Annotated in this window: 20 protein-coding genes, 4 tRNA genes and 1 pseudogene; 4 read left to right on the top strand and 21 right to left on the bottom strand. The window is 58.1% G+C overall.

Annotation, left to right across the window (positions count from 1 at the left end; all coding sequences use genetic code 11):
• Window positions 1-111 precede the first annotated feature (111 nt).
• Window positions 112-636, bottom strand: coding sequence for a hypothetical protein (locus ACWGZX_RS21815; RefSeq protein WP_452625387.1), 525 nt, complete (start codon window positions 634-636; stop codon window positions 112-114).
• A gap of 72 nt (window positions 637-708) precedes the next feature.
• On the opposite strand from ACWGZX_RS21815, the gene ACWGZX_RS21810 reads away from it, so the two are divergent.
• A complete protein-coding gene (locus tag ACWGZX_RS21810) occupies window positions 709-2,229 on the top strand; it encodes a sensor histidine kinase (protein WP_452625386.1) in 1,521 nt (506 codons plus the stop codon).
• Window positions 2,230-2,274: 45 nt separating this feature from the next.
• Here ACWGZX_RS21810 and ACWGZX_RS21805 read toward each other — a convergent pair whose 3' ends face one another.
• The 5 genes from ACWGZX_RS21805 to ACWGZX_RS21785 form a co-directional block, all read right to left on the bottom strand.
• Window positions 2,275-2,985: a response regulator gene (locus ACWGZX_RS21805; protein WP_452625385.1), complete on the bottom strand. Its 711-nt coding sequence runs from the start codon at window positions 2,983-2,985 to the stop codon at window positions 2,275-2,277.
• Window positions 2,986-3,532: 547 nt separating this feature from the next.
• Window positions 3,533-3,608 (bottom strand) — tRNA-Gly (locus ACWGZX_RS21800).
• A gap of 3 nt (window positions 3,609-3,611) precedes the next feature.
• Window positions 3,612-3,687 (bottom strand) — tRNA-Glu (locus ACWGZX_RS21795).
• A gap of 105 nt (window positions 3,688-3,792) precedes the next feature.
• Window positions 3,793-3,868 (bottom strand) — tRNA-Gly (locus tag ACWGZX_RS21790).
• Between the two features lie 2 nt (window positions 3,869-3,870).
• Window positions 3,871-3,946, bottom strand: a tRNA-Glu gene (locus ACWGZX_RS21785).
• Window positions 3,947-4,324: 378 nt separating this feature from the next.
• On the opposite strand from ACWGZX_RS21785, the gene ACWGZX_RS21780 reads away from it, so the two are divergent.
• Window positions 4,325-5,095, top strand: coding sequence for a hypothetical protein (locus ACWGZX_RS21780; protein WP_411741850.1), 771 nt, complete (start codon window positions 4,325-4,327; stop codon window positions 5,093-5,095).
• A 243-nt stretch (window positions 5,096-5,338) separates the two neighbouring features.
• On the opposite strand, the gene ACWGZX_RS21775 is transcribed toward ACWGZX_RS21780, so the two are convergent.
• The 4 genes and pseudogenes from ACWGZX_RS21775 to ACWGZX_RS21760 form a co-directional block, all read right to left on the bottom strand.
• Window positions 5,339-6,043: a methyl-accepting chemotaxis protein gene (locus tag ACWGZX_RS21775; protein ID WP_452629047.1), complete on the bottom strand. Its 705-nt coding sequence runs from the start codon at window positions 6,041-6,043 to the stop codon at window positions 5,339-5,341.
• A gap of 204 nt (window positions 6,044-6,247) precedes the next feature.
• Window positions 6,248-6,424, bottom strand: a pseudogene (locus tag ACWGZX_RS21770) (HAMP domain-containing protein); the annotation flags it as partial.
• Between the two features lie 987 nt (window positions 6,425-7,411).
• Entirely contained in the window at window positions 7,412-8,803 is a 1,392-nt protein-coding gene (locus ACWGZX_RS21765; protein ID WP_452625384.1) for an aminotransferase-like domain-containing protein, read from the bottom strand.
• Window positions 8,804-8,987: 184 nt separating this feature from the next.
• Window positions 8,988-9,749 (bottom strand): SDR family oxidoreductase, encoded by a 762-nt coding sequence (locus tag ACWGZX_RS21760; RefSeq protein WP_452625383.1) that lies wholly within the window; start codon window positions 9,747-9,749, stop codon window positions 8,988-8,990.
• 103 nt (window positions 9,750-9,852) lie between these two features.
• Here ACWGZX_RS21760 and ACWGZX_RS21755 point away from each other — a divergent pair, with 103 nt between their 5' ends.
• The gene (locus ACWGZX_RS21755) at window positions 9,853-9,990 is read left to right on the top strand and encodes a hypothetical protein (RefSeq protein ID WP_452625382.1); all 138 of its coding nucleotides are present in this window, start codon (window positions 9,853-9,855) and stop codon (window positions 9,988-9,990) included.
• Entirely contained in the window at window positions 9,987-10,991 is a 1,005-nt protein-coding gene (locus ACWGZX_RS21750) for an NADP-dependent oxidoreductase (RefSeq protein WP_452625381.1), read from the top strand. Before ACWGZX_RS21755 ends, ACWGZX_RS21750 begins: the two co-directional genes overlap by 4 nt.
• A 153-nt stretch (window positions 10,992-11,144) precedes the next feature.
• Here the strand turns inward: ACWGZX_RS21750 and pyrF are convergent, their stop codons facing one another.
• The 11 genes from pyrF to ACWGZX_RS21695 form a co-directional block, all read right to left on the bottom strand.
• A complete protein-coding gene (gene pyrF / locus ACWGZX_RS21745) occupies window positions 11,145-11,843 on the bottom strand; it encodes an orotidine-5'-phosphate decarboxylase (RefSeq protein WP_027924005.1) in 699 nt (232 codons plus the stop codon).
• A gap of 130 nt (window positions 11,844-11,973) precedes the next feature.
• Window positions 11,974-13,029: an AI-2E family transporter gene (locus ACWGZX_RS21740; protein ID WP_452625380.1), complete on the bottom strand. Its 1,056-nt coding sequence runs from the start codon at window positions 13,027-13,029 to the stop codon at window positions 11,974-11,976.
• Window positions 13,030-13,097: 68 nt separating this feature from the next.
• Window positions 13,098-13,904 carry a DUF4892 domain-containing protein gene (locus ACWGZX_RS21735; RefSeq protein WP_452625379.1) on the bottom strand — a complete coding sequence of 269 codons (807 nt, stop codon included), beginning with the start codon at window positions 13,902-13,904 and terminating at the stop codon, window positions 13,098-13,100.
• A gap of 8 nt (window positions 13,905-13,912) precedes the next feature.
• Window positions 13,913-14,572, bottom strand: coding sequence for a glutathione S-transferase family protein (locus ACWGZX_RS21730; RefSeq protein ID WP_452625377.1), 660 nt, complete (start codon window positions 14,570-14,572; stop codon window positions 13,913-13,915).
• Window positions 14,573-14,622: 50 nt separating this feature from the next.
• A complete protein-coding gene (locus ACWGZX_RS21725; RefSeq protein WP_452625376.1) occupies window positions 14,623-15,477 on the bottom strand; it encodes an alpha/beta hydrolase in 855 nt (284 codons plus the stop codon).
• Window positions 15,474-16,280, bottom strand: a complete 807-nt coding sequence (locus ACWGZX_RS21720; RefSeq protein WP_452625375.1) for an alpha/beta fold hydrolase — start codon at window positions 16,278-16,280, stop codon at window positions 15,474-15,476. Before ACWGZX_RS21720 ends, ACWGZX_RS21725 begins: the two co-directional genes overlap by 4 nt.
• 384 nt (window positions 16,281-16,664) lie before the next feature.
• Window positions 16,665-17,108, bottom strand: coding sequence for a hotdog fold thioesterase (locus tag ACWGZX_RS21715; protein WP_452625374.1), 444 nt, complete (start codon window positions 17,106-17,108; stop codon window positions 16,665-16,667).
• A gap of 32 nt (window positions 17,109-17,140) precedes the next feature.
• Window positions 17,141-18,808 (bottom strand): AMP-binding protein, encoded by a 1,668-nt coding sequence (locus tag ACWGZX_RS21710; RefSeq protein ID WP_452625373.1) that lies wholly within the window; start codon window positions 18,806-18,808, stop codon window positions 17,141-17,143.
• 192 nt (window positions 18,809-19,000) lie between these two features.
• Window positions 19,001-19,453 (bottom strand): phosphohistidine phosphatase SixA, encoded by a 453-nt coding sequence (gene sixA, locus ACWGZX_RS21705; protein ID WP_223519699.1) that lies wholly within the window; start codon window positions 19,451-19,453, stop codon window positions 19,001-19,003.
• Window positions 19,450-19,797, bottom strand: a complete 348-nt coding sequence (locus ACWGZX_RS21700) for a DUF4389 domain-containing protein (protein ID WP_452625372.1) — start codon at window positions 19,795-19,797, stop codon at window positions 19,450-19,452. Before ACWGZX_RS21700 ends, sixA begins: the two co-directional genes overlap by 4 nt.
• A gap of 32 nt (window positions 19,798-19,829) precedes the next feature.
• Entirely contained in the window at window positions 19,830-20,855 is a 1,026-nt protein-coding gene (locus ACWGZX_RS21695; protein WP_223519702.1) for an NAD(P)H-dependent glycerol-3-phosphate dehydrogenase, read from the bottom strand.
• Between the last annotated feature and the right edge of the window lie 151 nt (window positions 20,856-21,006).

Raw genomic sequence — 21,006 nt, 5'->3', positions numbered from 1 at the left:
CATGACAACCGTACTTACAGGCTGGTATTGCCCCTCAAGGAGGCGACGGCCCATGAACGCAGATTGAATAGAAGGTGCAACTTACTAAAGGCCCCGTCACGTATCGGGGCTCTATGCATTTGTCCATAACGCTCTCTCAGGCATAGGGGGCTTGTCACAGATGCCAGACATCCAGCGATCAGAGTCATTGGCCGGAATAGGCTCGCGAAGATCGCCATAGTCCGGGACTTCCTGAGGGGTGATGGCACGGTTCTGCGTCCATGCGGCTTCGTCAACAAGCCTTTTATCCATGAGCAACTGGGCATCGACTACGAATTGACTAGTATGTATTGGAGAGTGGTTCCACACGTTTGGTGGCGGAGTCAGGAAATCATTAGAACCATAGGTTTGGTTGTGATTGAGTGGTACACCCGCACTGTTGTACTGAAAATGGTGCTGGAACGTTTTCTCAACAGAGATTTCAAGTGAACTGAGTTCGACTTGAATGCCCAGCGTGCAGACATCCTGGCCTGTATGGCAGTAAGGTGACAGTTCAGGGCGCGAATGGCCGACCACATTATTGGCAATAACCCCCGGCCGTTGTTGCCGGAAATAGCGATGATCCAGATTGATCGAGAATCTTTTTAAACTATTCATCGCGCCTCCCGCCTTCGACCTCAAACGCTAGCTCTACACTCCATTAAAAATGAGTATTGAAGGGCTACCCGGATGTGTACAGAGACGAAAGCCCAATCAAATTCTGAGACCTTGGTCAATGATTCGGATCAGACCTTGGTCGAATCAGATACTGGCCAAACGTCCAGTGGTGGAATGCCCGGGAGCCAGGGCACCCGTGCGAAATTGCGCCATTTAAGCCGCTCAACCCAGTTCGTGATCTGCGCCACAATAATTCTGGGTTTGACCATGACGTTCGTTGGAAACCTCGTAAGCCAGAGTATCGAAGAAGCAACGGTTCAAACGGCGGCAGAGACGGGGGCGCGTTATATGCAGAACTTCCTCGAACCTTTCGTCCAAGGATTAACCACTGCCAAAGAACTCCCCGATGGCACTATTCAGACCATTGATCACCTGCTGTCCAGCACCTCGTTCAGTACACATGTTGTCTCGGTGAAGATCTGGCTTCCAGACGGCACGATTGTCTACAGCACCGACAAATCCGCGGTTAAAAAACATTTTCCGACAGAGGAGATCTCAAAGGCGCTGACAGGCAAGATCTATACAGAGCTGGACAATGATCTTGAAGATGATACTGCGGATGCTACTGAGGATGCTACTGAGGATGCTTTTGAGCGAAGCCTGAATATTCCGCTCTATGAAATTTTTGCTCCACTGCGCGAAGCGGGTACTGGAAAGATTGTTGCGGTGGGTGAGTTCTACGAAACCGCGGAAGCGTTACAGCGCGAAATCAATAACGTTCGCAAGAAAGTATGGGTGATTGTTGGTACAGCAACGATAGCCATGCTTTTATTGTTATTTTTTATCGTTCGGCGTGACGACAAGATAATAAAGAAGCAAGAAACAGCACTTAAATGGCGAATGCATGAGCAAGCCAAGTTGCACTCAAATAATGCCGCCCTTCAGCGCAAAGTCACTACAGCTAATCGCGAATTCTCCAGAATCAATGAACTCACTCTTCGTCGGATCGGGGCAGATCTTCATGATGGTCCTGCTCAGCTGTTGTCTCTTATTCTCCTTCGCCTTGAAGAGCTCGAAGATTCGCAAGGCGCCTCAGATGGGGAAGTCCTCGAAATGATCAGGCGTGCCGGCAAGGATGCTTTAAACGAAGTGCGGGAAATATCACTCGGCCTGGCACTTCCGGAAGTCAATGATCTGACCCTGCACGATGCGCTGGTATTGCTTGCTCAGCGGCACGAAGAGCGAACCGAGACGCGAGTCGATCTGGAGCTTGATACGCTTCCAGACGATGTACCGATAGCGCATAAAATTTGTATTTACCGCTTCGCCCAGGAAGCATTGAACAATGCCTATCTACACGCCGGAGGAAAAGGCCAAAAGCTCAGCGCCTCTCACTGCGAAGGGCTACTGGAAGTGCAAGTCGAGGATGCGGGAGTGGGTATTTCAACCGAGAAACCGAGTGTGCCAGCTCGAGGTAGAACTCATCTGGGCCTCGTCGGCATGCGCTATCGCGTCGAATCCCTCGGCGGAATATTCATCATTGAATCGGCGCCCCATGCCGGTACCAAAGCCAGGGCGCAGTTCAAAATCTGATCACCTGTGCCAAAACGATCGTTGCCCCCAAGTAACCGCAAGCGCTTATCGCCCGTTACTTGTCTTACCGTTGTCATTCAAGTCGCGGCGTTGAAGAACACCACATAAGCCAGGGATATGGTCACTCTCCCAATGCCGTCTCACAGCTGCGACTGCCTGCGTGCGGTTACGAACCCGTAGCTTGTACATGACATTCGTCATGTAGTGCTTGATGGTCTTCTCGCAGAGCTCAAGCTTGATAGCGACCTCGCGGTTAGTCAGGCCCTTCGATACCTCCCGGATAACTTGTTCTTCGCGATGGGTCAGCTCGACCTTTTGCTTATCACCCGCGTGCTTTCTGAAATTGCCTAACAGCTTGCTGGCAAGCTTGGGTGTAATGAAGGTTTCACCACCGGCAATATTTCTGATGGCTTGTACAAGCTCACGACCGCTTATGCCTTTCAACGCATATCCCTGCGCGCCCGCTTCGAGGGCAGAATAGGCGTCCTCGATGGACTCGGATACCGTCAGCATCAAAATTTTAACTGCCGGCGAAGAAGCTGAGATCGCTCGCACGGCGGCAAAGCTATCGCCCGGCATGTTTACATCCATCAGCAAAACATCCGGAGCAAAACGAGCGGCAATTTCCAGGGCATCATCAGCAGACCCGCCCTGCCCGACCACCTGAAAGTCAGCTATTTTCTTCAGCGCCATTGTGACCCCATCCCTTAACAGTGGGTGATCATCAACGATGCCAATCTTGATCATGGAACTCATAAGAAGCTCCTCATGTGTCATTTTTCACCCCTCGCATCATGCCGAATCTGGCAAACCCCGCCGTCTCCATGATGTCCGGGACGACAGCTGTTGCGGGTGCCAGGGGGTGGTGCAACTAATGAGCCATTTCAATAGGGCGAAGAAAAAGTTCAAATTAATTAACAAGCTGTTTCTGAGTGTTTCAAGCGACAGAAAGGGTGAGAGGGGGGAATATTCCTCAAATCAGGTGGTAAACGCCCGGTTGGGTGGGTGAAATGCCCCACTTATGGAGATACCGACCGCTTTTGGTAGGGGCTGCTTGCCCTGAGGCGACGTGGATTGAACGGGTCGAGAAGGGTCGCTTCTGGCAAACAGCCACTCGGACCAGTCGCGCAATGACAGCGCTCGGCTAGCAGTGGATCCCCCTAGGGGCGTAGACACTGGCTGGAGGTGGCTTCCAGTGGATCTCACTGGATGAAAAAATGGGCTAAAAGCCCATTTTTTCAATTTGGTTTTGTACACGCAAACAAAAACGCCGCTCATTGCTGAGCGGCGTTTTCGTTAAATATGGAGCGGGAAACGAGACTCGAACTCGCGACCCCGACCTTGGCAAGGTCGTGCTCTACCAACTGAGCTATTCCCGCAAATGGCGTCCCCTAGGGGACTCGAACCCCTGTTACCGCCGTGAAAGGGCGGTGTCCTAGGCCACTAGACGAAGGGGACACGCTAACTGAAACACATGGTGTGTATTTCAGTGCCCAAATCCGCATCCGAAGATGTCGGTTCTGGTTTCACTCAACGCCGCCCGAAAGCAACGCTGCTTAAAAATGGAGCGGGAAACGAGACTCGAACTCGCGACCCCGACCTTGGCAAGGTCGTGCTCTACCAACTGAGCTATTCCCGCATTGGCGTCCCCTAGGGGACTCGAACCCCTGTTACCGCCGTGAAAGGGCGGTGTCCTAGGCCACTAGACGAAGGGGACACACGTACAACATTCACTCCCTACCGCGTTTCGCTGTGTGCTTTCCGCTGTAAGTGGCGCGCATTCTATGGATGGATTGAGGGGTCGTCAACCCCCAGTTATAAATTTATTTAAATCAATGACTTCGCCCTGCTTTCAGACACGTTTCAGGCTTTTCCGCAGCCAGACCTTTGACGCCTATTTTCCGACATCCATCAAGGCGCTATAGTCCATGAGGTCAAGATGATGGCAACCCGAAACCTATTCGCCACCATTTATCTAAGCAGAACAACGGCCGATACATAGATGGGCCATAGCTGATTCAAGTGATCGAACGGCCTATGCGCCCCAATGCCATGCCAATACTCTCGATCGCGAACCCTATAAGAGGTCTTACCGGTGACACCACTCATGATCACCCTGCTCGTCGTAGCCGGCATCGCACTATTGATCGCCATTGGCTACATGAACCATGTGGTGGAAAACAACAAGCTGGAAAAGGCCCGCACCAAGGTTGAGCTCAACGACCGCCTGCGCCGCTGCGGCGAAATCACCGAGACCTTTCCCGGTCAGTTGATGACACCGGCACTCAAGCTGTTGTTGACCCGCCTGGAACTCAACGTCTGCCTGCGCCTGCTTAACCTGGAAAAAACCAGCGCCAACCTTAAGACGCGGATTACCGAACTGGAGGCCCTTGCTGCTCAGGGCGAATCGATCCCGGTCAACAACCCGCCGGCACCGATCCAGACCGAAGCCAAGGCCAAGGATGTACGCTTCCTGCTCGAAGCCTTGCATGGCCAAATCACCCGCGCCGCCCAGGACGGTTTCCTGCCGACCAACGAAGCCAAGCGCTGGATCCGCGAAGTCCGCCATATCCTGGTGCTGCTGCACATCGAATTCTTCAACAACCTCGGCCAACATTGCTTGCAACAGAACCAGCCAGGTCAGGCGCGTCTGGCGTTCGAACGCGGCGTGCAGTACCTGCGCAAACAACAGGAGCCACAAGTCTACGCCGAGCAGCTGGAGTACCTGGAGAAACTCCTGGCTCGCGCCAACGCGATGGTGATGGACAACGTCGCTGCGGTTGAGGGTGAGGCAAACCAGTTGAACGTAGGCCTCAAAGACGTCGAAGCCGATGCCGACTGGAAAAAGAAAGTGATTTACGACTGATCAGCGCAAACAGAAAAGCCACCGCAACGGTTAATGCCAGTGAGTTGAGAAGTTTTAGGCTCAATACATTTCTGGTAGCAGCTGGCGAAGCCTGCGTTCGGCCGCGCAGCGGTCGCAAATCCTGTAACCACGGTAAATCTGTGACACCACAGCGCCTGAATTTACGACCGCTGCGCGGCCGAACGCAGGCTTCGCCAGCTGCTACGGACCGCGTGACGGCATAACTGACTGGCATTAGGATTTTCAGAGCCGGAAGTGCCCCACCATCCCTTTGAGTTCGAGCCCTAGCTGAGCCAGCTCAATGCTGGACGCCGCGTTGCCCTGCATCGCCAGCGATGACTGATCCGCACTTGCACGAATACTGGTAACGCTGCGATTAATCTCCTCAGCCACCGAACTCTGTTCCTCGGCTGCTGCGGCAATCTGCTGGTTCATCTGCTGAATCAACGACACCGCCGCCGCAATACTCCCCAACGCACTCTCGGTCTGCAACGCATCACTGACCGCCAGCTTCACCAGTTCGCCACTGTTCTGAATCTGCTTTACCGACGACTGAGCAGCCGAGCGCAAGGCGCTGACCAGGCGTTCGATCTCCTCGGTCGATTGCTGGGTACGCTTGGCCAGCGCCCGAACCTCATCGGCCACCACGGCAAAGCCCCTGCCCTGCTCGCCCGCCCGCGCGGCCTCGATCGCTGCGTTAAGCGCCAACAGGTTGGTCTGCTCGGCAACACTTTTGATCACGCTGAGCACCGTGCCGATGTTCTGGATCTCTGCGCTCAGACTTTCGATGCTGGAACTGGCCGACGTCGCCGAATCCGCCAGCTGCTCGATGCGCGCCATGCTCTGGCGCACCACTTGCTGACCACTTTCAACCTTGCCATCCGCCGTCTGCGCAGCCTGGGCGGCCTCCTCGGCGTTACGCGCCACGTCGTGCACCGTCGCGGTCATCTGGTTCATCGCCGTGGCGACCTGCTCGGTTTCTTCTTTCTGGCTGCTGACTTCCAGGTTGGTCTGCTCGGTCACTGCCGACAGCGAATGCGCAGAATTCGCCAATTGCTCGATACCGGCCTGCAAGCCACTGACGATACGGCTGAGCCCGGCGCCCATCTGTTGCATCGCCAGCATCAATTGGCCGATCTCGTCACGGCGAGTCACTTCAACCGTCGCACTCAAATCACCCGCCGCGATCTGCTGCGCCACACGGATCACACTGCGCAGCGGCGCCACGATCAACCGGGTAATCACCCACGCCGCCACCAACCCGACCAGCAACGCCAAGACCGAGGAACCGAGGATCAGCAACGAATTCTTTTTCAGCTCGGCCTGCATCGACCGGTCTTCGGCGACATAGGCCTGATCCACCCGCTCTACCACTTGCGCGGCGCGCTGGTGCAGTTGTTCGTAGACGATTTTCTCCTGGGCCAACAGCCCGGTGTACTCCGTGAGTTTTTCGCTGAAACTGCCGATGTGGCCAGTGACTTCATTGAGGACCGTCTGATAGCCCTCGTCCTTGACCGTGGTTTTCAGCTGTTCGGCCTGAGTCAGCGCCTGATCCGCCTGCTCGATCTTGCCTTGGCCCGCGCTGTCGTCGCCCTTGCGACTCTGGTCCAGACGCACGCGCGCTTCGTTCATGGCCTGCAACATCAACCGCGAGACCTGGCTGACCTGGCTGGCCTGCTCGAGAAACTGCCCACCGTCCTTGCCCTCGGATTGCTTAAAGGTATAGGCGCCGTCATCGGCCAGCCCGGCTTGCAGTACATCAAGGTTATTGGCCACGCTGGACACCGACCAACTGGCCATTTCGAGCGCCAGGTCCTTGGCCTGACTCAGCGAGACGAACTCATCGAACGCCTTGCGATAGGCGCCCAGCGACTGCTCGACGTCATTCATCACTGGCACGTTAGCCATCGATGCCGCCTTGAGTCGCGTCGCCAGAGCAATCAGGCCGTCAACGCCCTCGTGCAGGGCATCGGCGGTTTTCGGGTTGCCGTGCAAGGCGTACTCCTGTTCAAGCAGTCGCACCTTGAGCAAACCGCTATTGAGCGATGACATCTGCTTGAGCCCATCAAAGCGCTGACTGATGGTTTGCAGGGACCATACGCCGATAGCGGCGACCAGCGCTGTCAACAGCAGCACCAGGACGAACCCGACGCCCATTTTTTTTGCCATACCGAGGTTGGCAAAACGTCCTTGCACGGCCGAAATCATTGCACTTAGTCCCCTGACATAGTCTGTTGATGCAGATTCGCAACGGGCCTGAGCCAGCACAAGTCTCTGGCGCCACAATAATGGCAAAAAGCTACGCCCGCGTCGTTTTCAGAACGCTTGAGGTCGATTCAGAGCGGTGGCCTGAAAAAATACCCGTGCCCGAGGATCACAGGCATACGCCACATTGATGCGCTGCCAGTCCGTGGCCTCACCGCCGGGGCTGAATGCTGTAACAGAAGACAACAGCACCCCGAAGCGTCGGGCCTGCGTGCACACCTGAGCAAAGTCGCAACTGCGTGATCGCGCCCAGATGAACAGCCCCCCCACCGGCTTGCCGAAAACCTCCCAGTCGGCGTCTTCGAGCACTTGCAGAGCGGCTTCTCTGTCAGTGTTCAAGCGCTGGCGCTGACGCTGAACCAGTTTGCGATACGCGCCGCTGGCCAACAGACAAGCCAGCACTGCCTCGCAGAACCTTGAGGCGCCCATGCTGCTGGTCATCTTGACCTCGGCCAGTCGCGAAACTATCGCGTCACTGGCCACGACAAAGCCGACGCGCAATGAACTGCTGAGGGTCTTGGAGTAACTGCCGACATAAATCACATTGTCGTCGATCCCCATTGCCGCGAGGCGAGTGCCGGGGCCGCTGTGCAAATCGGCATAGACGTCATCTTCAATTACCAGCACGCCATGGGCTTTGGTCAGTTGCAGCACCTGCTGCGCTATCACGGGTGTCAGGCTGCTGCCCGTCGGGTTGTGGTAGAAGCTATTGATGAACAGCGCACGGGGCCGGTACTTCACCAGCAGCGCTTCAAGCGTCTGCGTGTCAGGCCCACACGGGGTGCGCGGCACTTCGATCATCGTCACGCCATTTAGCCTGAGCAGATCGAACAACATCGAATACCCCGGACTTTCCACCACCACACAATCTCCCGGTTTGAGCAACGTGCGCACGATCAGATCGAGCCCGTGAGTAGCCCCGGAAGTGGTCACAATCCGTCGCTCGTCAACTTCGATGTCGAGTTGCAGGAGACGCTTGAGGATTTGCTCGCGCAAGGCAGGTAAACCCAGTGGCGTGCTGTAGTTGAACAACCCGGCCATGTCGGTGCGGCTCACCTGACGGATCGCGTAGGTCAAATCGTCAGTTTCACGCCAGCTTTCGGGTAGGCCGCCACAACCCAGTTTGAGTTCGCCCGAGGCGCCGCCGAGCGTCATTTCAGCCCCTTCGAACCAAGGGCCATCCTGTCGCCCATCAGCGACCAGCACCGGCACGGCAACCATGAAACCCGCACCCTGACGCGGCGCCAGCACGCCTTGCGCTACCAGACGTTCACAGGCTTCGACGACGCTGGATTGACTGAGCAAATTGGCCCGTGCGATTTGCCGCGCAGAAGGCAAACGCGTCCCCGGCAGTACCCCGTCCTGACGGAGCCAGCCGGCCAATGCGTCGACGATTTGCTGCACGACCGGCACCAATGCCTGTCGATCGATTCTCAATTCCATGAGCAAGCACACTCCTGTCCGTTTTGCGGGAAACAGTTAATCACAGGAGCGCTGGATCGGATGTGCGACAACGCCGCTAAATCCCTCGAATCTAACCCTTTGAAACACATTGCCCAGTCCCGTCACGGAACCGTAAAAAAACCCGCAGAAATGCGGGTTTTTTCCTACGTTGCAGCACCTGATTTCAAAACGCCGTAACGCCACCATCCACCGCCAGCGAATGGCCAGTGGTGAACGCTGCGCCGTCGCTGCACAGGTACAGCACGGCGCTGGCAATTTCCTCGACCTTGCCTATGCGACCCACCGGGTGCATGGCGTTGGCAAACTCGCCCTTCTTCGGATCCGCTTCATAGGCACGGCGGAACATGTCGGTGTCGATCACTGCCGGGCATACCGCATTCACGCGAATTTTCTTCTTGGCGTATTCGATCGCTGCCGACTTGGTCAGCCCGATCACCGCATGTTTGGACGCGGCATAAATACTCATCTTTGGTGCGGCCCCCAGGCCGGCTACCGAAGCGGTGTTGACGATCGCACCGCCGCCCTGGGCCAACAACAAGGGCAATTGATACTTCATGCACAGCCAGACGCCTTTGACGTTGACGCCCATGATCGCGTCGAACTCATCCAGCGTGCCTTCGGCGAGTTTGCCTTTCTCGATCTCGATGCCAGCGTTGTTGAAGGCATAATCCAGACGGCCGTAGGTATTCACCACTTCGTCCATCAGATTTTTTACATCGCTTTCCAGCGTGACGTTGCAACGCACGAAGGTCGCTTCGCCACCCGCCGTACGAATCAGCGCCACGGTGCCTTCGCCGCCGGCGGTGTCCAGATCGGCGACCACCACCTTCAACCCTTCGGCAGCGAATGCCTGGGCGGTCGCGCGGCCAATACCGTTGGCAGCGCCAGTCACCACGGCGACTTGGCCGGAAAACGTCATGCTCATTGTTATGTCCTCGAAGAGAAGAATACGGGGGGATTGACTGGTTTCAGTCTAGGCATGGAGGGCTTCAGCACGGCAGCACTATCAGAAGGCCGGTTGGGCGGCCATGAGTGGCAGTGATAGAACGCCGACCCCGATTATCACTGCACTGGATCGCAGTGCATTCGCCGCATCAGCCAAACTTGCGGCATTGATCATGAAGGGCTATCAACAAGGCTTCATTCATCTTGAGTGCCTGTCATGACTACCCAGACCAATCGCCAGTTCCTGCTCGCCAAACGTCCGGTGGGCGCGGCGACCCGCGAGACCTTTACCTATCAAGAAGTACCGGTCGGCGAGCCGGCGGCGGGTCAGATTCTGGTCAAAAACGAATACCTGTCCCTGGACCCGGCCATGCGCGGCTGGATGAACGAGGGCAAGTCCTACATTCCGCCGGTCGGTCTGGGTGAAGTGATGCGCGCATTGGGCGTAGGCAAAGTCGTCGCCTCGAATAATCCAGGATTTGCCGTCGGGGACTACGTCAACGGTGCCCTCGGCGTGCAGGATTACTTCCTCGGCGAACCACGAGGTTTCTACAAGGTTGATCCGACACTGGCGCCACTGCCGCGCTACTTGTCCGCCCTTGGCATGACCGGGATGACCGCCTACTTCGCCCTGCTCGATGTCGGTGCGCCGAAAGCCGGGGACACCGTGGTGCTGTCGGGCGCTGCCGGCGCGGTGGGCAGCATTGCCGGGCAGATCGCCAAAATCAAAGGTTGCCGCGTGGTCGGGATTGCCGGCGGCGCAGACAAGTGTCAATTCCTGATCGACGAATTGGGTTTTGACGGCGCCATCGACTACAAAAACGAAGACGTCATCGCCGGTCTTAAACGCGAATGCCCGAAAGGGGTCGACGTGTATTTCGATAACGTCGGCGGCGACATCCTCGACGCAGTGCTGAGCCGACTGAACATGAAGGCGCGCGTGGTGATTTGCGGCGCAATCAGCCAGTACAACAACAAGGAAGCGGTCAAGGGCCCGGCCAATTACCTGTCGCTACTGGTCAACCGCGCGCGGATGGAAGGTTTTGTCGTGATGGACTACGCAGCCCAATTCGCTGCCGCCGGGCAGGAAATGGCCGGCTGGATGGCCAAGGGGCAGCTCAAAAGCAAGGAAGACATTGTTGACGGACTGGAGACGTTCCCGGAAACGCTGATGAAATTGTTCAGCGGCGAGAATTTCGGGAAGTTGGTGTTGAAGGTTTAACCAGTCCTTCGAGCCACAACAAAACAACTGTAGGAGTGACGGTGCGACGATTCGACCTGCTCGCGATAGCGGTATGTCAGCCAGCATTATTGTCGACTGACACGCCCTCATCGCGAGCAGGCTCGCTCCTACATTTTGATCTTCGGTGTCTGGTTAGGCGAGTTCGGCCACTACGGCGGCGAGTGCCTTGGCCGGATCCGCCGCCTGGCTGATCGGACGACCAATCACCAAGTAATCGGAACCGGCGTCCAGTGCCTGGCGCGGGGTCAGGATGCGGCGTTGATCGTCTTGCGCACTGCCCGCCGGACGAATGCCAGGGGTCACCAGTTGCAGCGACGGGTGCGCCGACTTCAAGGCCTGGGCCTCCAGCGCCGAACACACCAGACCGTCCATCCCGGCTTTTTCCGCCAGCGCGGCCAGGCGCAGCACCTGCTCCTGCGGCTCGATGTCCAGACCGATACCCGCCAGGTCTTCACGTTCCATGCTGGTCAGCACGGTCACACCGATCAGCAGCGGTTTAGGCCCGGTACGCTGGTCCAGCACTTCACGGCAGGCCGCCATCATGCGCAGGCCGCCGGAGCAATGGACGTTGACCATCCACACGCCCATTTCCGCTGCGGCTTTGACGGCCATGGCGGTGGTGTTCGGGATGTCGTGGAATTTCAGGTCCAGGAACACTTCGAAGCCCTTGTCACGCAAGGTGCCGACGATTTCCGAAGCGCAGCTGGTGAACAGTTCCTTGCCGACTTTTACCCGGCACAGTTTTGGGTCCAACTGATCGGCCAGCTTCAGTGCGGCGTCACGGGTGGGGAAATCCAGGGCGACGATGATAGGAGTCTGGCAGACGGACATGTGCGGGCTCTCAGGCAGGACGAAATCGGCGCGCATTGTAGCGGAACCAGCGGCGCTGCGGGACCCGATGATCGGTAATTCGTCATCGGTGCTCAAGCAAGACTAGTCTTTTGGAACCGCAACAAACACTTTAAGGCCGATGATCTTCCACCCGCGCCTGACTCTTGCTCCAGTCAGTCAGCAAGCTGTAAGCCACGGCCAACAATGTCGGGCCGATAAACAACCCGATAAAGCCAAACGCAATCAACCCGCCAAACACCCCCAGCAGCACAATCACCAACGGCAGATTCCCGCCCCGACTGATCAGGTACGGCTTCAGCACGTTGTCGACGCCGCTGATGATGAACGTGCCCCAGATTCCCAGAAATATCGCCATTCCGTACTCCCCCTTCCAGGCCAACCAGGCCGTGGCCGGGATCCACACCAGCGGCGGCCCCATCGGAATCAGACTGAGCAAGAAGGTCACGATGCCCAGCACCAATGCACCAGGCACCCCGGCAATCAGGAACCCGATCAACGCCAGCACCGCTTGCGCCGCTGCCGTCCCGATTACGCCGTTCACCACCCGCTGTACCGTGCCCGCCACCAAATCGATGTAATACTCGGCGCGCTGACCGATCAGGCGCTCCAGTAACCCATGAACAAACACTGCCAACCGTGGGCCGTCGCGATAGAAAAAGAACACAAACACGATACTCAGTGTCAGTTCGAGAATACCGCCGCCAATCTGCGCACTGCGCGCCAGCAGCCAGTTACCGACCTGTCCCAGATAAGGTTTGAGCGACACCATCATTGCGGCGCCTTGCTGATCGATGCTGTTCCAGATCACCACCAGCCGTGCGCCAACCAAAGGAATGCTGTCCAGCCAGGCCGGCGCTTCTGGCAGGCCATCGACCTGTACATCCTTGATAAACACCGTTGCGTCACGCACATGGTCAGCCAGGTTGAAACCCAGCCACACCAGCGGCACCGCCACCAGCACCATCCAGCCAAGGGTCAGCAATGCTGCCGCCAGGGATTCACGGCCATTGAGCCAACGGGTCAACAAGCGCATCAACGGCCAACTGGCAAACGCCAGCACCGCGCCCCAGAACAGCGCAGACCAGAAGGGTGCCATCACCCAGAAGCTCGCGCCAAACAGCACCAGGAGCAGAATCTGCACCAACAGGCGATCGTTATTGGGCATGTAAAGTCTCAAAAAAGTCAGTCAAAAAAAGGGTAGACGAACGCGCGATCCGCGTTCGCCTGTACAGCTTATCGCAACAGCTCGATGTGCAGGCCAGAGCCTTCGACGTTACCGGCTTCCATTCTCGCCGCACGCACGCCCTGGGTGATCAGTGCCTCGCGCCAGGCTTCAGCCTTGGCTCCGGAAACACTGACTCGCAAGGTGGTGTCCAGGTTCAGCCCACGAGAAATCAGACGCAGCCACGTGTCGTCGGGATCAGCGACCAGTTTGGGAAAATCGAGTTCACCGGTGCTTTTGAGCTGGCGCAGCAAGGTGGCGGAAGTCGGCAACAGGTCGCCCAACGGTGCCGACGCATCGAATTGCTCGACGTGCAGATAGGCTTTGCGATTACCGCGAGTGATGCTGTAAAGCGCCACCAGCGAATTGTCCTGCGGCGCCGCCAGTCGCATGAGCAAATACGCCTGTTGATCGTCGGCACCGTAGAGCTTGGCATTGCCGAAGACTCCGTTGGCCCACAGGCTGCTTTCGCCGCAATCGCGGGCCTGGCACCAGAACAGCAACTCGGCGCCCTGCTTTTGCAAGGCTTCGCGCGCGGCCGTAAAGGCTTCGGTGGAGGAGTGTTCCGGTGGCAACTCGTAGGTGACCGACGTGGTTTGCCCACGAGCCGTGACCTGACCGTCAAAGCGCAATTGGCCGCTGATCTTGCGGATGGACCCCAGCGGGTAGATCCGTTCAAGTTCGACGGCCGGACGATAATCGACGATCTGCGCATCTTCCATACGCGGCAGGATCGGCAGGTCCTGACTGCCGGGGACATCGGCAGCAAACGATAAAGGACTGAAACAACACAGCGCCAGCAGACTGAGTGAACGCATGGATAGGCTCATCGGATCAGCATGGCCTGGGCACCCTTGATGACACTGGCTTCATCGGAGCGCTGGGGCACCTGCAAACCACGCTGCACCGCCGGACGCGCCTCCATGGTCGCCATCCAGCGCTGCAACGCCATCAGGCCGTCCACGGAAACACCCGACCACTCGTAGCCACGCACCCACGGGAAGGTCGCGATATCAGCAATGCTGTACTCGCCGGCCAGAAATTCTTCGGTTTGCAGACGGGTATCGAGCACTTCATAGAGGCGCCGGGTTTCATGTTGATAGCGGTCGATGGCGCCCTGGAGTTTTTCCGGGAAGTAGCGGAAAAACACGTTGGCCTGCCCTTGCATCGGACCGATGCCTCCCATCTGGAACATCAGCCATTGCAACACCACTGAGCGCCCTTTCGGGTCCAGGGGCATCAGCTTGCCGGTCATTTCAGCGAGGTAAATCAGGATAGCGCCGGATTCAAACACGGCGAAATCGCCATTGGCGCGGTCGACAATCGCCGGAATCCGCCCATTGGGATTGATCTTGAGGAAGTCCTCGGACTTCTGTTCCTTTTTGTCGAAACTCAGGGTATGCACCGTGTAGGGCAGGCCGAGTTCCTCGAGCACGATAGAGACCTTGTGGCCATTCGGGGTCGCAGCGGTGTAGAGATCTATCATGGTTGTCTCCCATTTCAACCCGCCCAGCCTCGACAGTTGCCCGGCGCAAGTCAAGGAACGGCGAAGAACCGATTGAAACAGTCTGCGACAAGGTCGGCGCCGGATTCGTCATTCAGATGTAAATGATGACCGCCTGGCAGCTGTTCACGGCTAAAGGGTAGACGCTCCAGCAACTCGGGATGTTTGGCGAGCATGCCGTCCGCCGCGACCACCAGTTTGGCAGGACAACTGACCCGCTGGACGAACGCCATGGCCTGTTCGGTGGTCAGGCGCAACGGCGAAGGCAGCGTCAGCCGGCTGTCGGTACGCCAGGTGTACCCCCCCGGCACCGGCATCAAGCCCCGCTGGGCCAGCAGCTCGGCCGCTTCGCGACTGACGGCCACCAACCCTTTCATGCGCGCTTCAATAGCGCGATCAAGGGTGTTGTAGACCGGTTTTTGTTTCTCCCGCAAATCCAGTTGCGCTTGCAGGGCCATGCCCATGCGCTCGGCAGCATTTTCGCCTTTGTCTGTAGGAGGAATGATGCCGTCGATCAGGGCCAGGTGGGTGACGCGCTCCGGCATCGACCCGGCAATGATCAGAGAAGCGATCGCCCCCATGGAGTGCCCCATCAGCGCAAATTTCTTCAGACCAAGCTGTTCGGCAACTTGCAGCACGTCATGAGCGTAATCCCACATCGCGTATCCGGCACCGGGCGGGCGATGCCCGGAATGACCGTGACCGGCCATGTCCAGGGCGATGATGCGCAGGCCCTTGAGCTTGGGCGCCAACCGGGCAAAGCTGTTGGCATTGTCCAGCCAGCCATGCAGCGCAATCACCGGCAGGCCGTCTTCAGGACCGAACAAATGCGCCGCCAACTCGATGTGCGGCAGGCTCAGGCGAACTTCTTCGACGGCATTGCTCATGCGCAATCCTGTTGGCTGCGACCGTCCCAACGGCTGAACAGGTTTTTCAGCAGCGCGGCCGTGTCGTGTGGACGTTCAAGAGGAAACATGTGGCCACCCGGCACGGTCAGGGATTCGCCCAGCGGCATGCGCCCGACGGAGCTTGCATGATGACGCATCACCACGCGGCTCTTGTGCCCGCGCACCACCGCCAGCGGCACTTTCAGCTGACGCGTGCGACCGGGGCTGGTGTGGGGCACGCCACGGTAGATGCTGATTTCCGTGGCGGGATTGAAACGCAGGCGCAGTTTGTCCCCGACCCTTTGCAAACCATGTTGCAGGTAGGCATCAAAGCATTCCGGATCAAAACTGCGGAACAGGGTTTTGCCCGCGAAATAGCGGCGGGCGCTTTCGATGTCGGCGAACTCTTCCCGGCGTCCCAGGGTGCGACCGGCCGGGGTTAAACGATCGATAAAGCCGAAACGCTTGGCGGCGCGGATGACCCATCGATCGGTCAGGGTCAAGACCGGAGAGTCGAGCATCACCACGCCGCGATACAACTCGGGGCAACGCAGCGCCGCGTGCAAATGCAGCAAGCCGCCAAAGGAATGGCCGACGCCCCACACCGGTTCCGCTTGTTGCTTGAGGTGATGGATCAGCTCATCCACCAGGTTGTACCAATTGTCGTCCGCCGGAAAACGCGGATCATGAGCGTGCTGCTCCAGATGCGTCACCTGATATTCAGGCGCCAGCGCCGCAAACAATTTGCCGTAGGTCCCTGAAGGAAAACCATTGGCGTGGGCGAAAAATATCTGTTGCGACATACCGGCAAATCCATGAGCGAGAACAGGCGTTGATTGTCCGTAAGACGACGGCTGACAGCAATGACTGTAAGTGACAGGAATGATGACAGTCCGGTCAGGGCAATGTCCGAAACGGTGATGCAGAGCCCTGTAGCAGCTGTCGAGCAGCGCGAGGCTGCGTCCGGCTCTGTAGCAGCTGTCGAGCAACGCGAGGCTGCGTCTGGCCGCAACGCAGTCGTCAATCCGATCAACTCGGTTTACCGGGACCATCGCGTTGACTGATTTTACGACTGCTGCGCAGCCGGACGCAGCCTCGCGTTGCTCGACAGCTGCTACAGAGCCAGACGCAGCCTCGCGTTGCTCGACAGCTGCTACACGAGCCGATGCAGGTTTGGACAGCTGGGTTTACCGGGTTGGCGGGTTCTCGCCCAACGGCACAACCGCCATGGTCAACCGCGACACACAACTGGCCTTTCCTTCATCGCTGGTCAAACGGATATCCCAGACGTGCGTCGTGCGACCAATGTGGATCGGCGTGGCCACAGCGGACACTCGCCCACTGCGCAGGCCGCGCAAATGGTTGGCGTTGATTTCCAGGCCCACGCAGTAAAACTTGCTGGTGTCGATGCACAGGTAACTGGCCATTGAACCGACCGTCTCGGCCAGCACCACCGAGGCACCGCCATGCAGCAGGCCGTAAGGCTGGTGAGTGCGGTGATCAACGACCATGCTTGCGGTCAGGGACCCTTCGTCGAATGCTTCGAAGCGAACATCCAGCACTTCGCCGATGGTGTTTTTCTGGATTGCGTTCAACTGCTCGATGTTGGGAGTGGTACGCCACAGACTCATCGCTGCTTTCCTTTGTAGGTGTTGTTCGTCGCTCAATCCTGCCACAGCACCGCCTCGCTGCGCTCGCTCCATTCTTCGAAGCAGGCTCCGTAAGCCGCTTCGATCACGTTGCGCTTGATTTTCAGGGTCGGCGTCAGGAAACCGTTTTCCACGGCCCAGCTGTCCTTGACCACCACCAGACGCCGCAAACGCTCATGTTTGTCGAGGACGCCATTGACCTCATCCAGCAGTTTTTCGAGGCTTGAATGCAGCCCCGCCCTCGCCGTTCCGCTGGCGTCTTGTTGCCCGACCGCCGACAACACACACAGCCCCAGCGGCGCGCTCAAACCATCACCGACCACGCACACTTGCTCGATTCGCGAATGCACCGCCAGACGATTTTCGATCGGTGCCGGCGCCACGTATTTGCCCTTGCTGGTCTTGAAGATTTCCTTCAACCGTCCGGTCAGGCGCAGGTTGCCTTCAGCGTCTTGCTCGCCCTTGTCGCCGGTGCGCAAGAAGCCGTCGTCAGTGATGGTTTCAGCGGTTTTCTGCGGTTCCTTGTAATAGCCGAGCATGGTCGCGCCACTGCGCACCATGACCTCTCCCGACTCGGCGATCCGCACTTCAACCTCCGGGCAAGGCTTGCCGATCCAGCCGGGTTTGTTTTCGCCGGGTCGGCAAATGTGGGAGTAGCCGCAGCTCTCGGTCATGCCGTAAACCTCAAGCACATCCAGCCCCAGCTTGCGGTACCACAGCAGCAAGGTGTGTGGCACGGGCGCCGCGCCGGACAAGGCAATGCGCAACGCGTCCAGCCCCAGCCCGGCGAGAACTTTATGCCCGACCCGCTTGCCAACGAAGGGCAAGCCAAGCAGAAAGTCGAGGCGTTTTGCCGGGATCTTGCCGTACACGCCCATCTGGAATTTGGTCCAGATCCGTGGCACCCCGAACAAGGCGGTGGGCCGCGCACGCTGCAAGTCAGTCAGGAAGGTGTCGAGGCTCTCGGCAAAGAACACGGTTTGCCCGGTGTAAATCGAGGCCAGCTCGACGAACATCCGCTCAGCCACGTGGCACAGCGGCAAATAGGACAGCAGTCGGTCCGACTCGTTGAGGCCAAACAACTGCGTACCCCGCGTGCTGGCGAAACCCAGATTGCCGAAGCTGTGCATCACGCCTTTGGGCAGGCCGGTGGTGCCGGAGGTATAAATGATGGTCGCCAACTGATCGGCGGCGGGTTTGGGGTCATCCTGGATGGGCGAGCTGCGCTGCAAATCGGCCCAATTGAAATCGAAGCGGCCCGGCGGATGCAGCGGCAGACTGATCGTCGGCAAATCGGGGCTGACTCCACGGGACATGTTCGGCCAGTCATCGAGTTTGCCGATAAACGCCAGCGCCGCTTCAGAGTGGTCGAGCACCTGAGCCACCGACTCAGCGGTCAGGTTGGGGTACAACGGTACAGAGACATGCCCGGCCATCCAGATCGCCAGGTCGGCGATGATCCAGTGGGCACAGTTCTTCGAAACAAGAGCGATATGGCTGCCTTGTGGCAGATCGCGAGCCCTCAGCCAATGCGCGGCGCAGCGAGCCTGATGGCCGACGTCGGCCCAGGTCAGAGTCTCGACCTGCCCGCCGCCCGTGGGCTGGACCAGAAAACGCTGACGTGGATGACGGGCCTCGCGTTCGTAGAAGACATCCAGCGGCAAACGAAAAGCAGCAGACATGCGACTCGCTCCTGATTTTTTGTTCTGGAGCAAGCGTAGTCAACCAAGCAAGTGCTTGGTTGACTATTTCGTACAAAATTTTTCCCTGTGGGAGCGTGGCTTGCCCGCGATGATGGCACCTCGGTGTTCCTGAAAGACCGAGGTGTCTGCATCGCAGGCAAGCCAGCTCCCACAAAAGCCAAAGCAAAGCGGTTACGGGTGTTTGATGCCCTTGAGCTTCATCGAGCCGATCAGCAACTCATCACCTTTGAGCTCGGCCAACCCGGCAGTGGAGACTTTTTCCGGCGGATGCCCGGCGCCATGTTGCAGGTAGCTCAGCAGGTTTCCCACCAGCGGGTTGTGACTGACCAACAGGACATTACTCACTGATACGAGTTGTTCGGCCACCTTGTCCGGATCGGTTCCCGGGGTCAGCCACTCGACCGTGCGGATCTCCGGCTCGAAACCGAGGGCTTCACGCACCAACTGCGCGGTTTGCTGCGCACGCAGGTAAGGGCTGGCGTAAATCGCGGTAATCGGCTGACCGATCAAATGCGCGGCGCTGTTCAACACTTCCTTGCGACCGTGATCGGTCAGTGCCCGTTCCGAATCGGGACGCGAGCCATACGGTTCAGCTTCACCATGACGCAATACCCAGAGTTTCATAGCTTGGGTTCCTCATCTCGGGCCGGATGCGGTGCGGGCGCCACGACGTGCGGAGCTTCACCTTCCGGTGTACGCGGCGTCGGCCAATCGGCGAACGGCCAAGGCTTTTGGTCGCTGTGGAACGTGCCGAACCGGCCGATCTGGGCCAAAAACTGGCTCAGGCTGTCGCCGAAGTTCATCAGGCTGGCGCTCGGGGCGCCATAAAACAAACGATAGATCAGTTGAACCAGCACCACCGCCCCAAGGATGAACTGCGCCACTTGCCAGACCAACAGGAAGACGATCATCCACAGCACCCGCAGCAGGATGGATTCGTACTTGGTTTCTAATTTCGGATCGTTCATGTCGCGCTCCCCTGATTTTTTGCAAAGCGTGCTTAGTTGAAACCGCTGGTTGAGATAAAGTCGACGTCGGTTTTCGGTTCACCGCGCATCAACAATTCAATCACTTGATTAAGCGTGCGCCCCTCAAACAGGATTGCGTGCAACCCGGCGACCAGCGGCATATAGACGCCAACCTCCTGAGCCTTGGCCTTGAGCACTTTCAGCGTGTTCACGCCTTCAGCCACTTCACCCAGACGCGTGACCGCGTCCTCCAGACTCAAGCCCTGACCCAGGGCAAACCCGACCTGGTAGTTACGGCTTTTCGGTGACGAGCAGGTGACGATCAAATCGCCCACACCGGCAAGACCGAGAAAGGTCATCGGGTTGGCGCCCTGATTCACCGCAAAACGGGTCATTTCCGCCAGCGCCCGGGTGATCAGCATGCTCTTGGTGTTTTCGCCCATGCCCAGCGCCACGGCCATGCCGGCAATGATTGCGTAAACGTTTTTCAGCGCCCCGCCCAACTCGACGCCAAACCGGTCGGCACTGGCGTACACGCGAAAGGTCCGGCCATGCAGCGCTTCCTGAACCCGTTGGCACAGTTCTTCGTCTTCGCTGGCGACCACGGTGGCGGTCAGCGCGTGCTCGGCGATTTCACGGGCCAGGTTCGGTCCGGACAGCACGCCGATGCGCGCTTTCGGGGCGATCTCCTCGAGGATCTCGCTCATCAACTTGAACGTGTGGGCTTCGATGCCTTTGGTCAGGCTGACCAGCAGTTTGCCGCTCAACAGTTCGGTGTGCGGGACCAATACCGAGCGCAATGCACTGGAGGGCAGCGCGACGAAACACAGGTCGCAGGCTGCCAGCGTGGCTTGCAGGTCGGTCACCGGTTCTACTGCCGGAAGAATCTTGATGCCTTTGAGGTAACGCGGGTTCTCGCGATTGACCCGAATGGCCTCGGCCTGTTCGGGGTCACGCATCCACTGCCGGACCTGATGCCCGTTCTCGGCCAGCAAATTAGCCACGGCGGTACCAAAACTTCCGCCTCCCAGGACCGCAATTGGGCGCTGTTCAGTCATATGCAATCCGTTAATCCATACCAGTGGCGATGTCCGCATTATACGGAGCGGCCCCGTGGCGGCCAGCCCCCGCTTCATTTACCAACACTTATAGGAAGAAGACCAATGAATCCTGGGAAAATGCCGGCATCGTGAATGGAAAAGTCAACGG

It is taken from the genome of Pseudomonas sp. CLCA07, from assembly GCF_053615335.1.
This window is presented reverse-complemented; position numbering and strand designations above follow the sequence as displayed.

Excerpts from the sequence above, each read along its gene's own strand:
- ACWGZX_RS21815 (WP_452625387.1), bottom strand. The coding sequence starts at position 636 with ATGAATAGTTTAAAAAGATTCTCGATCAATCTGGATCATCGCTATTTC.
- ACWGZX_RS21810 (WP_452625386.1), top strand. The coding sequence starts at position 709 with ATGTGTACAGAGACGAAAGCCCAATCAAATTCTGAGACCTTGGTCAAT.
- ACWGZX_RS21805 (WP_452625385.1), bottom strand. The coding sequence starts at position 2,985 with ATGAGTTCCATGATCAAGATTGGCATCGTTGATGATCACCCACTGTTA.
- ACWGZX_RS21775 (WP_452629047.1), bottom strand. The coding sequence starts at position 6,043 with ATGACCGCGACGGTGCACGACGTGGCGCGTAACGCCGAGGAGGCCGCC.
- ACWGZX_RS21765 (WP_452625384.1), bottom strand. The coding sequence starts at position 8,803 with ATGGAATTGAGAATCGATCGACAGGCATTGGTGCCGGTCGTGCAGCAA.
- ACWGZX_RS21760 (WP_452625383.1), bottom strand. The coding sequence starts at position 9,749 with ATGAGCATGACGTTTTCCGGCCAAGTCGCCGTGGTGACTGGCGCTGCC.
- ACWGZX_RS21755 (WP_452625382.1), top strand. The coding sequence starts at position 9,853 with ATGAGTGGCAGTGATAGAACGCCGACCCCGATTATCACTGCACTGGAT.
- ACWGZX_RS21750 (WP_452625381.1), top strand. The coding sequence starts at position 9,987 with ATGACTACCCAGACCAATCGCCAGTTCCTGCTCGCCAAACGTCCGGTG.
- pyrF (WP_027924005.1), bottom strand. The coding sequence starts at position 11,843 with ATGTCCGTCTGCCAGACTCCTATCATCGTCGCCCTGGATTTCCCCACC.
- ACWGZX_RS21740 (WP_452625380.1), bottom strand. The coding sequence starts at position 13,029 with ATGCCCAATAACGATCGCCTGTTGGTGCAGATTCTGCTCCTGGTGCTG.
- ACWGZX_RS21735 (WP_452625379.1), bottom strand. The coding sequence starts at position 13,904 with ATGCGTTCACTCAGTCTGCTGGCGCTGTGTTGTTTCAGTCCTTTATCG.
- ACWGZX_RS21730 (WP_452625377.1), bottom strand. The coding sequence starts at position 14,572 with ATGATAGATCTCTACACCGCTGCGACCCCGAATGGCCACAAGGTCTCT.
- ACWGZX_RS21725 (WP_452625376.1), bottom strand. The coding sequence starts at position 15,477 with ATGAGCAATGCCGTCGAAGAAGTTCGCCTGAGCCTGCCGCACATCGAG.
- ACWGZX_RS21720 (WP_452625375.1), bottom strand. The coding sequence starts at position 16,280 with ATGTCGCAACAGATATTTTTCGCCCACGCCAATGGTTTTCCTTCAGGG.
- ACWGZX_RS21715 (WP_452625374.1), bottom strand. The coding sequence starts at position 17,108 with ATGAGTCTGTGGCGTACCACTCCCAACATCGAGCAGTTGAACGCAATC.
- ACWGZX_RS21710 (WP_452625373.1), bottom strand. The coding sequence starts at position 18,808 with ATGTCTGCTGCTTTTCGTTTGCCGCTGGATGTCTTCTACGAACGCGAG.
- sixA (WP_223519699.1), bottom strand. The coding sequence starts at position 19,453 with ATGAAACTCTGGGTATTGCGTCATGGTGAAGCTGAACCGTATGGCTCG.
- ACWGZX_RS21700 (WP_452625372.1), bottom strand. The coding sequence starts at position 19,797 with ATGAACGATCCGAAATTAGAAACCAAGTACGAATCCATCCTGCTGCGG.
- ACWGZX_RS21695 (WP_223519702.1), bottom strand. The coding sequence starts at position 20,855 with ATGACTGAACAGCGCCCAATTGCGGTCCTGGGAGGCGGAAGTTTTGGT.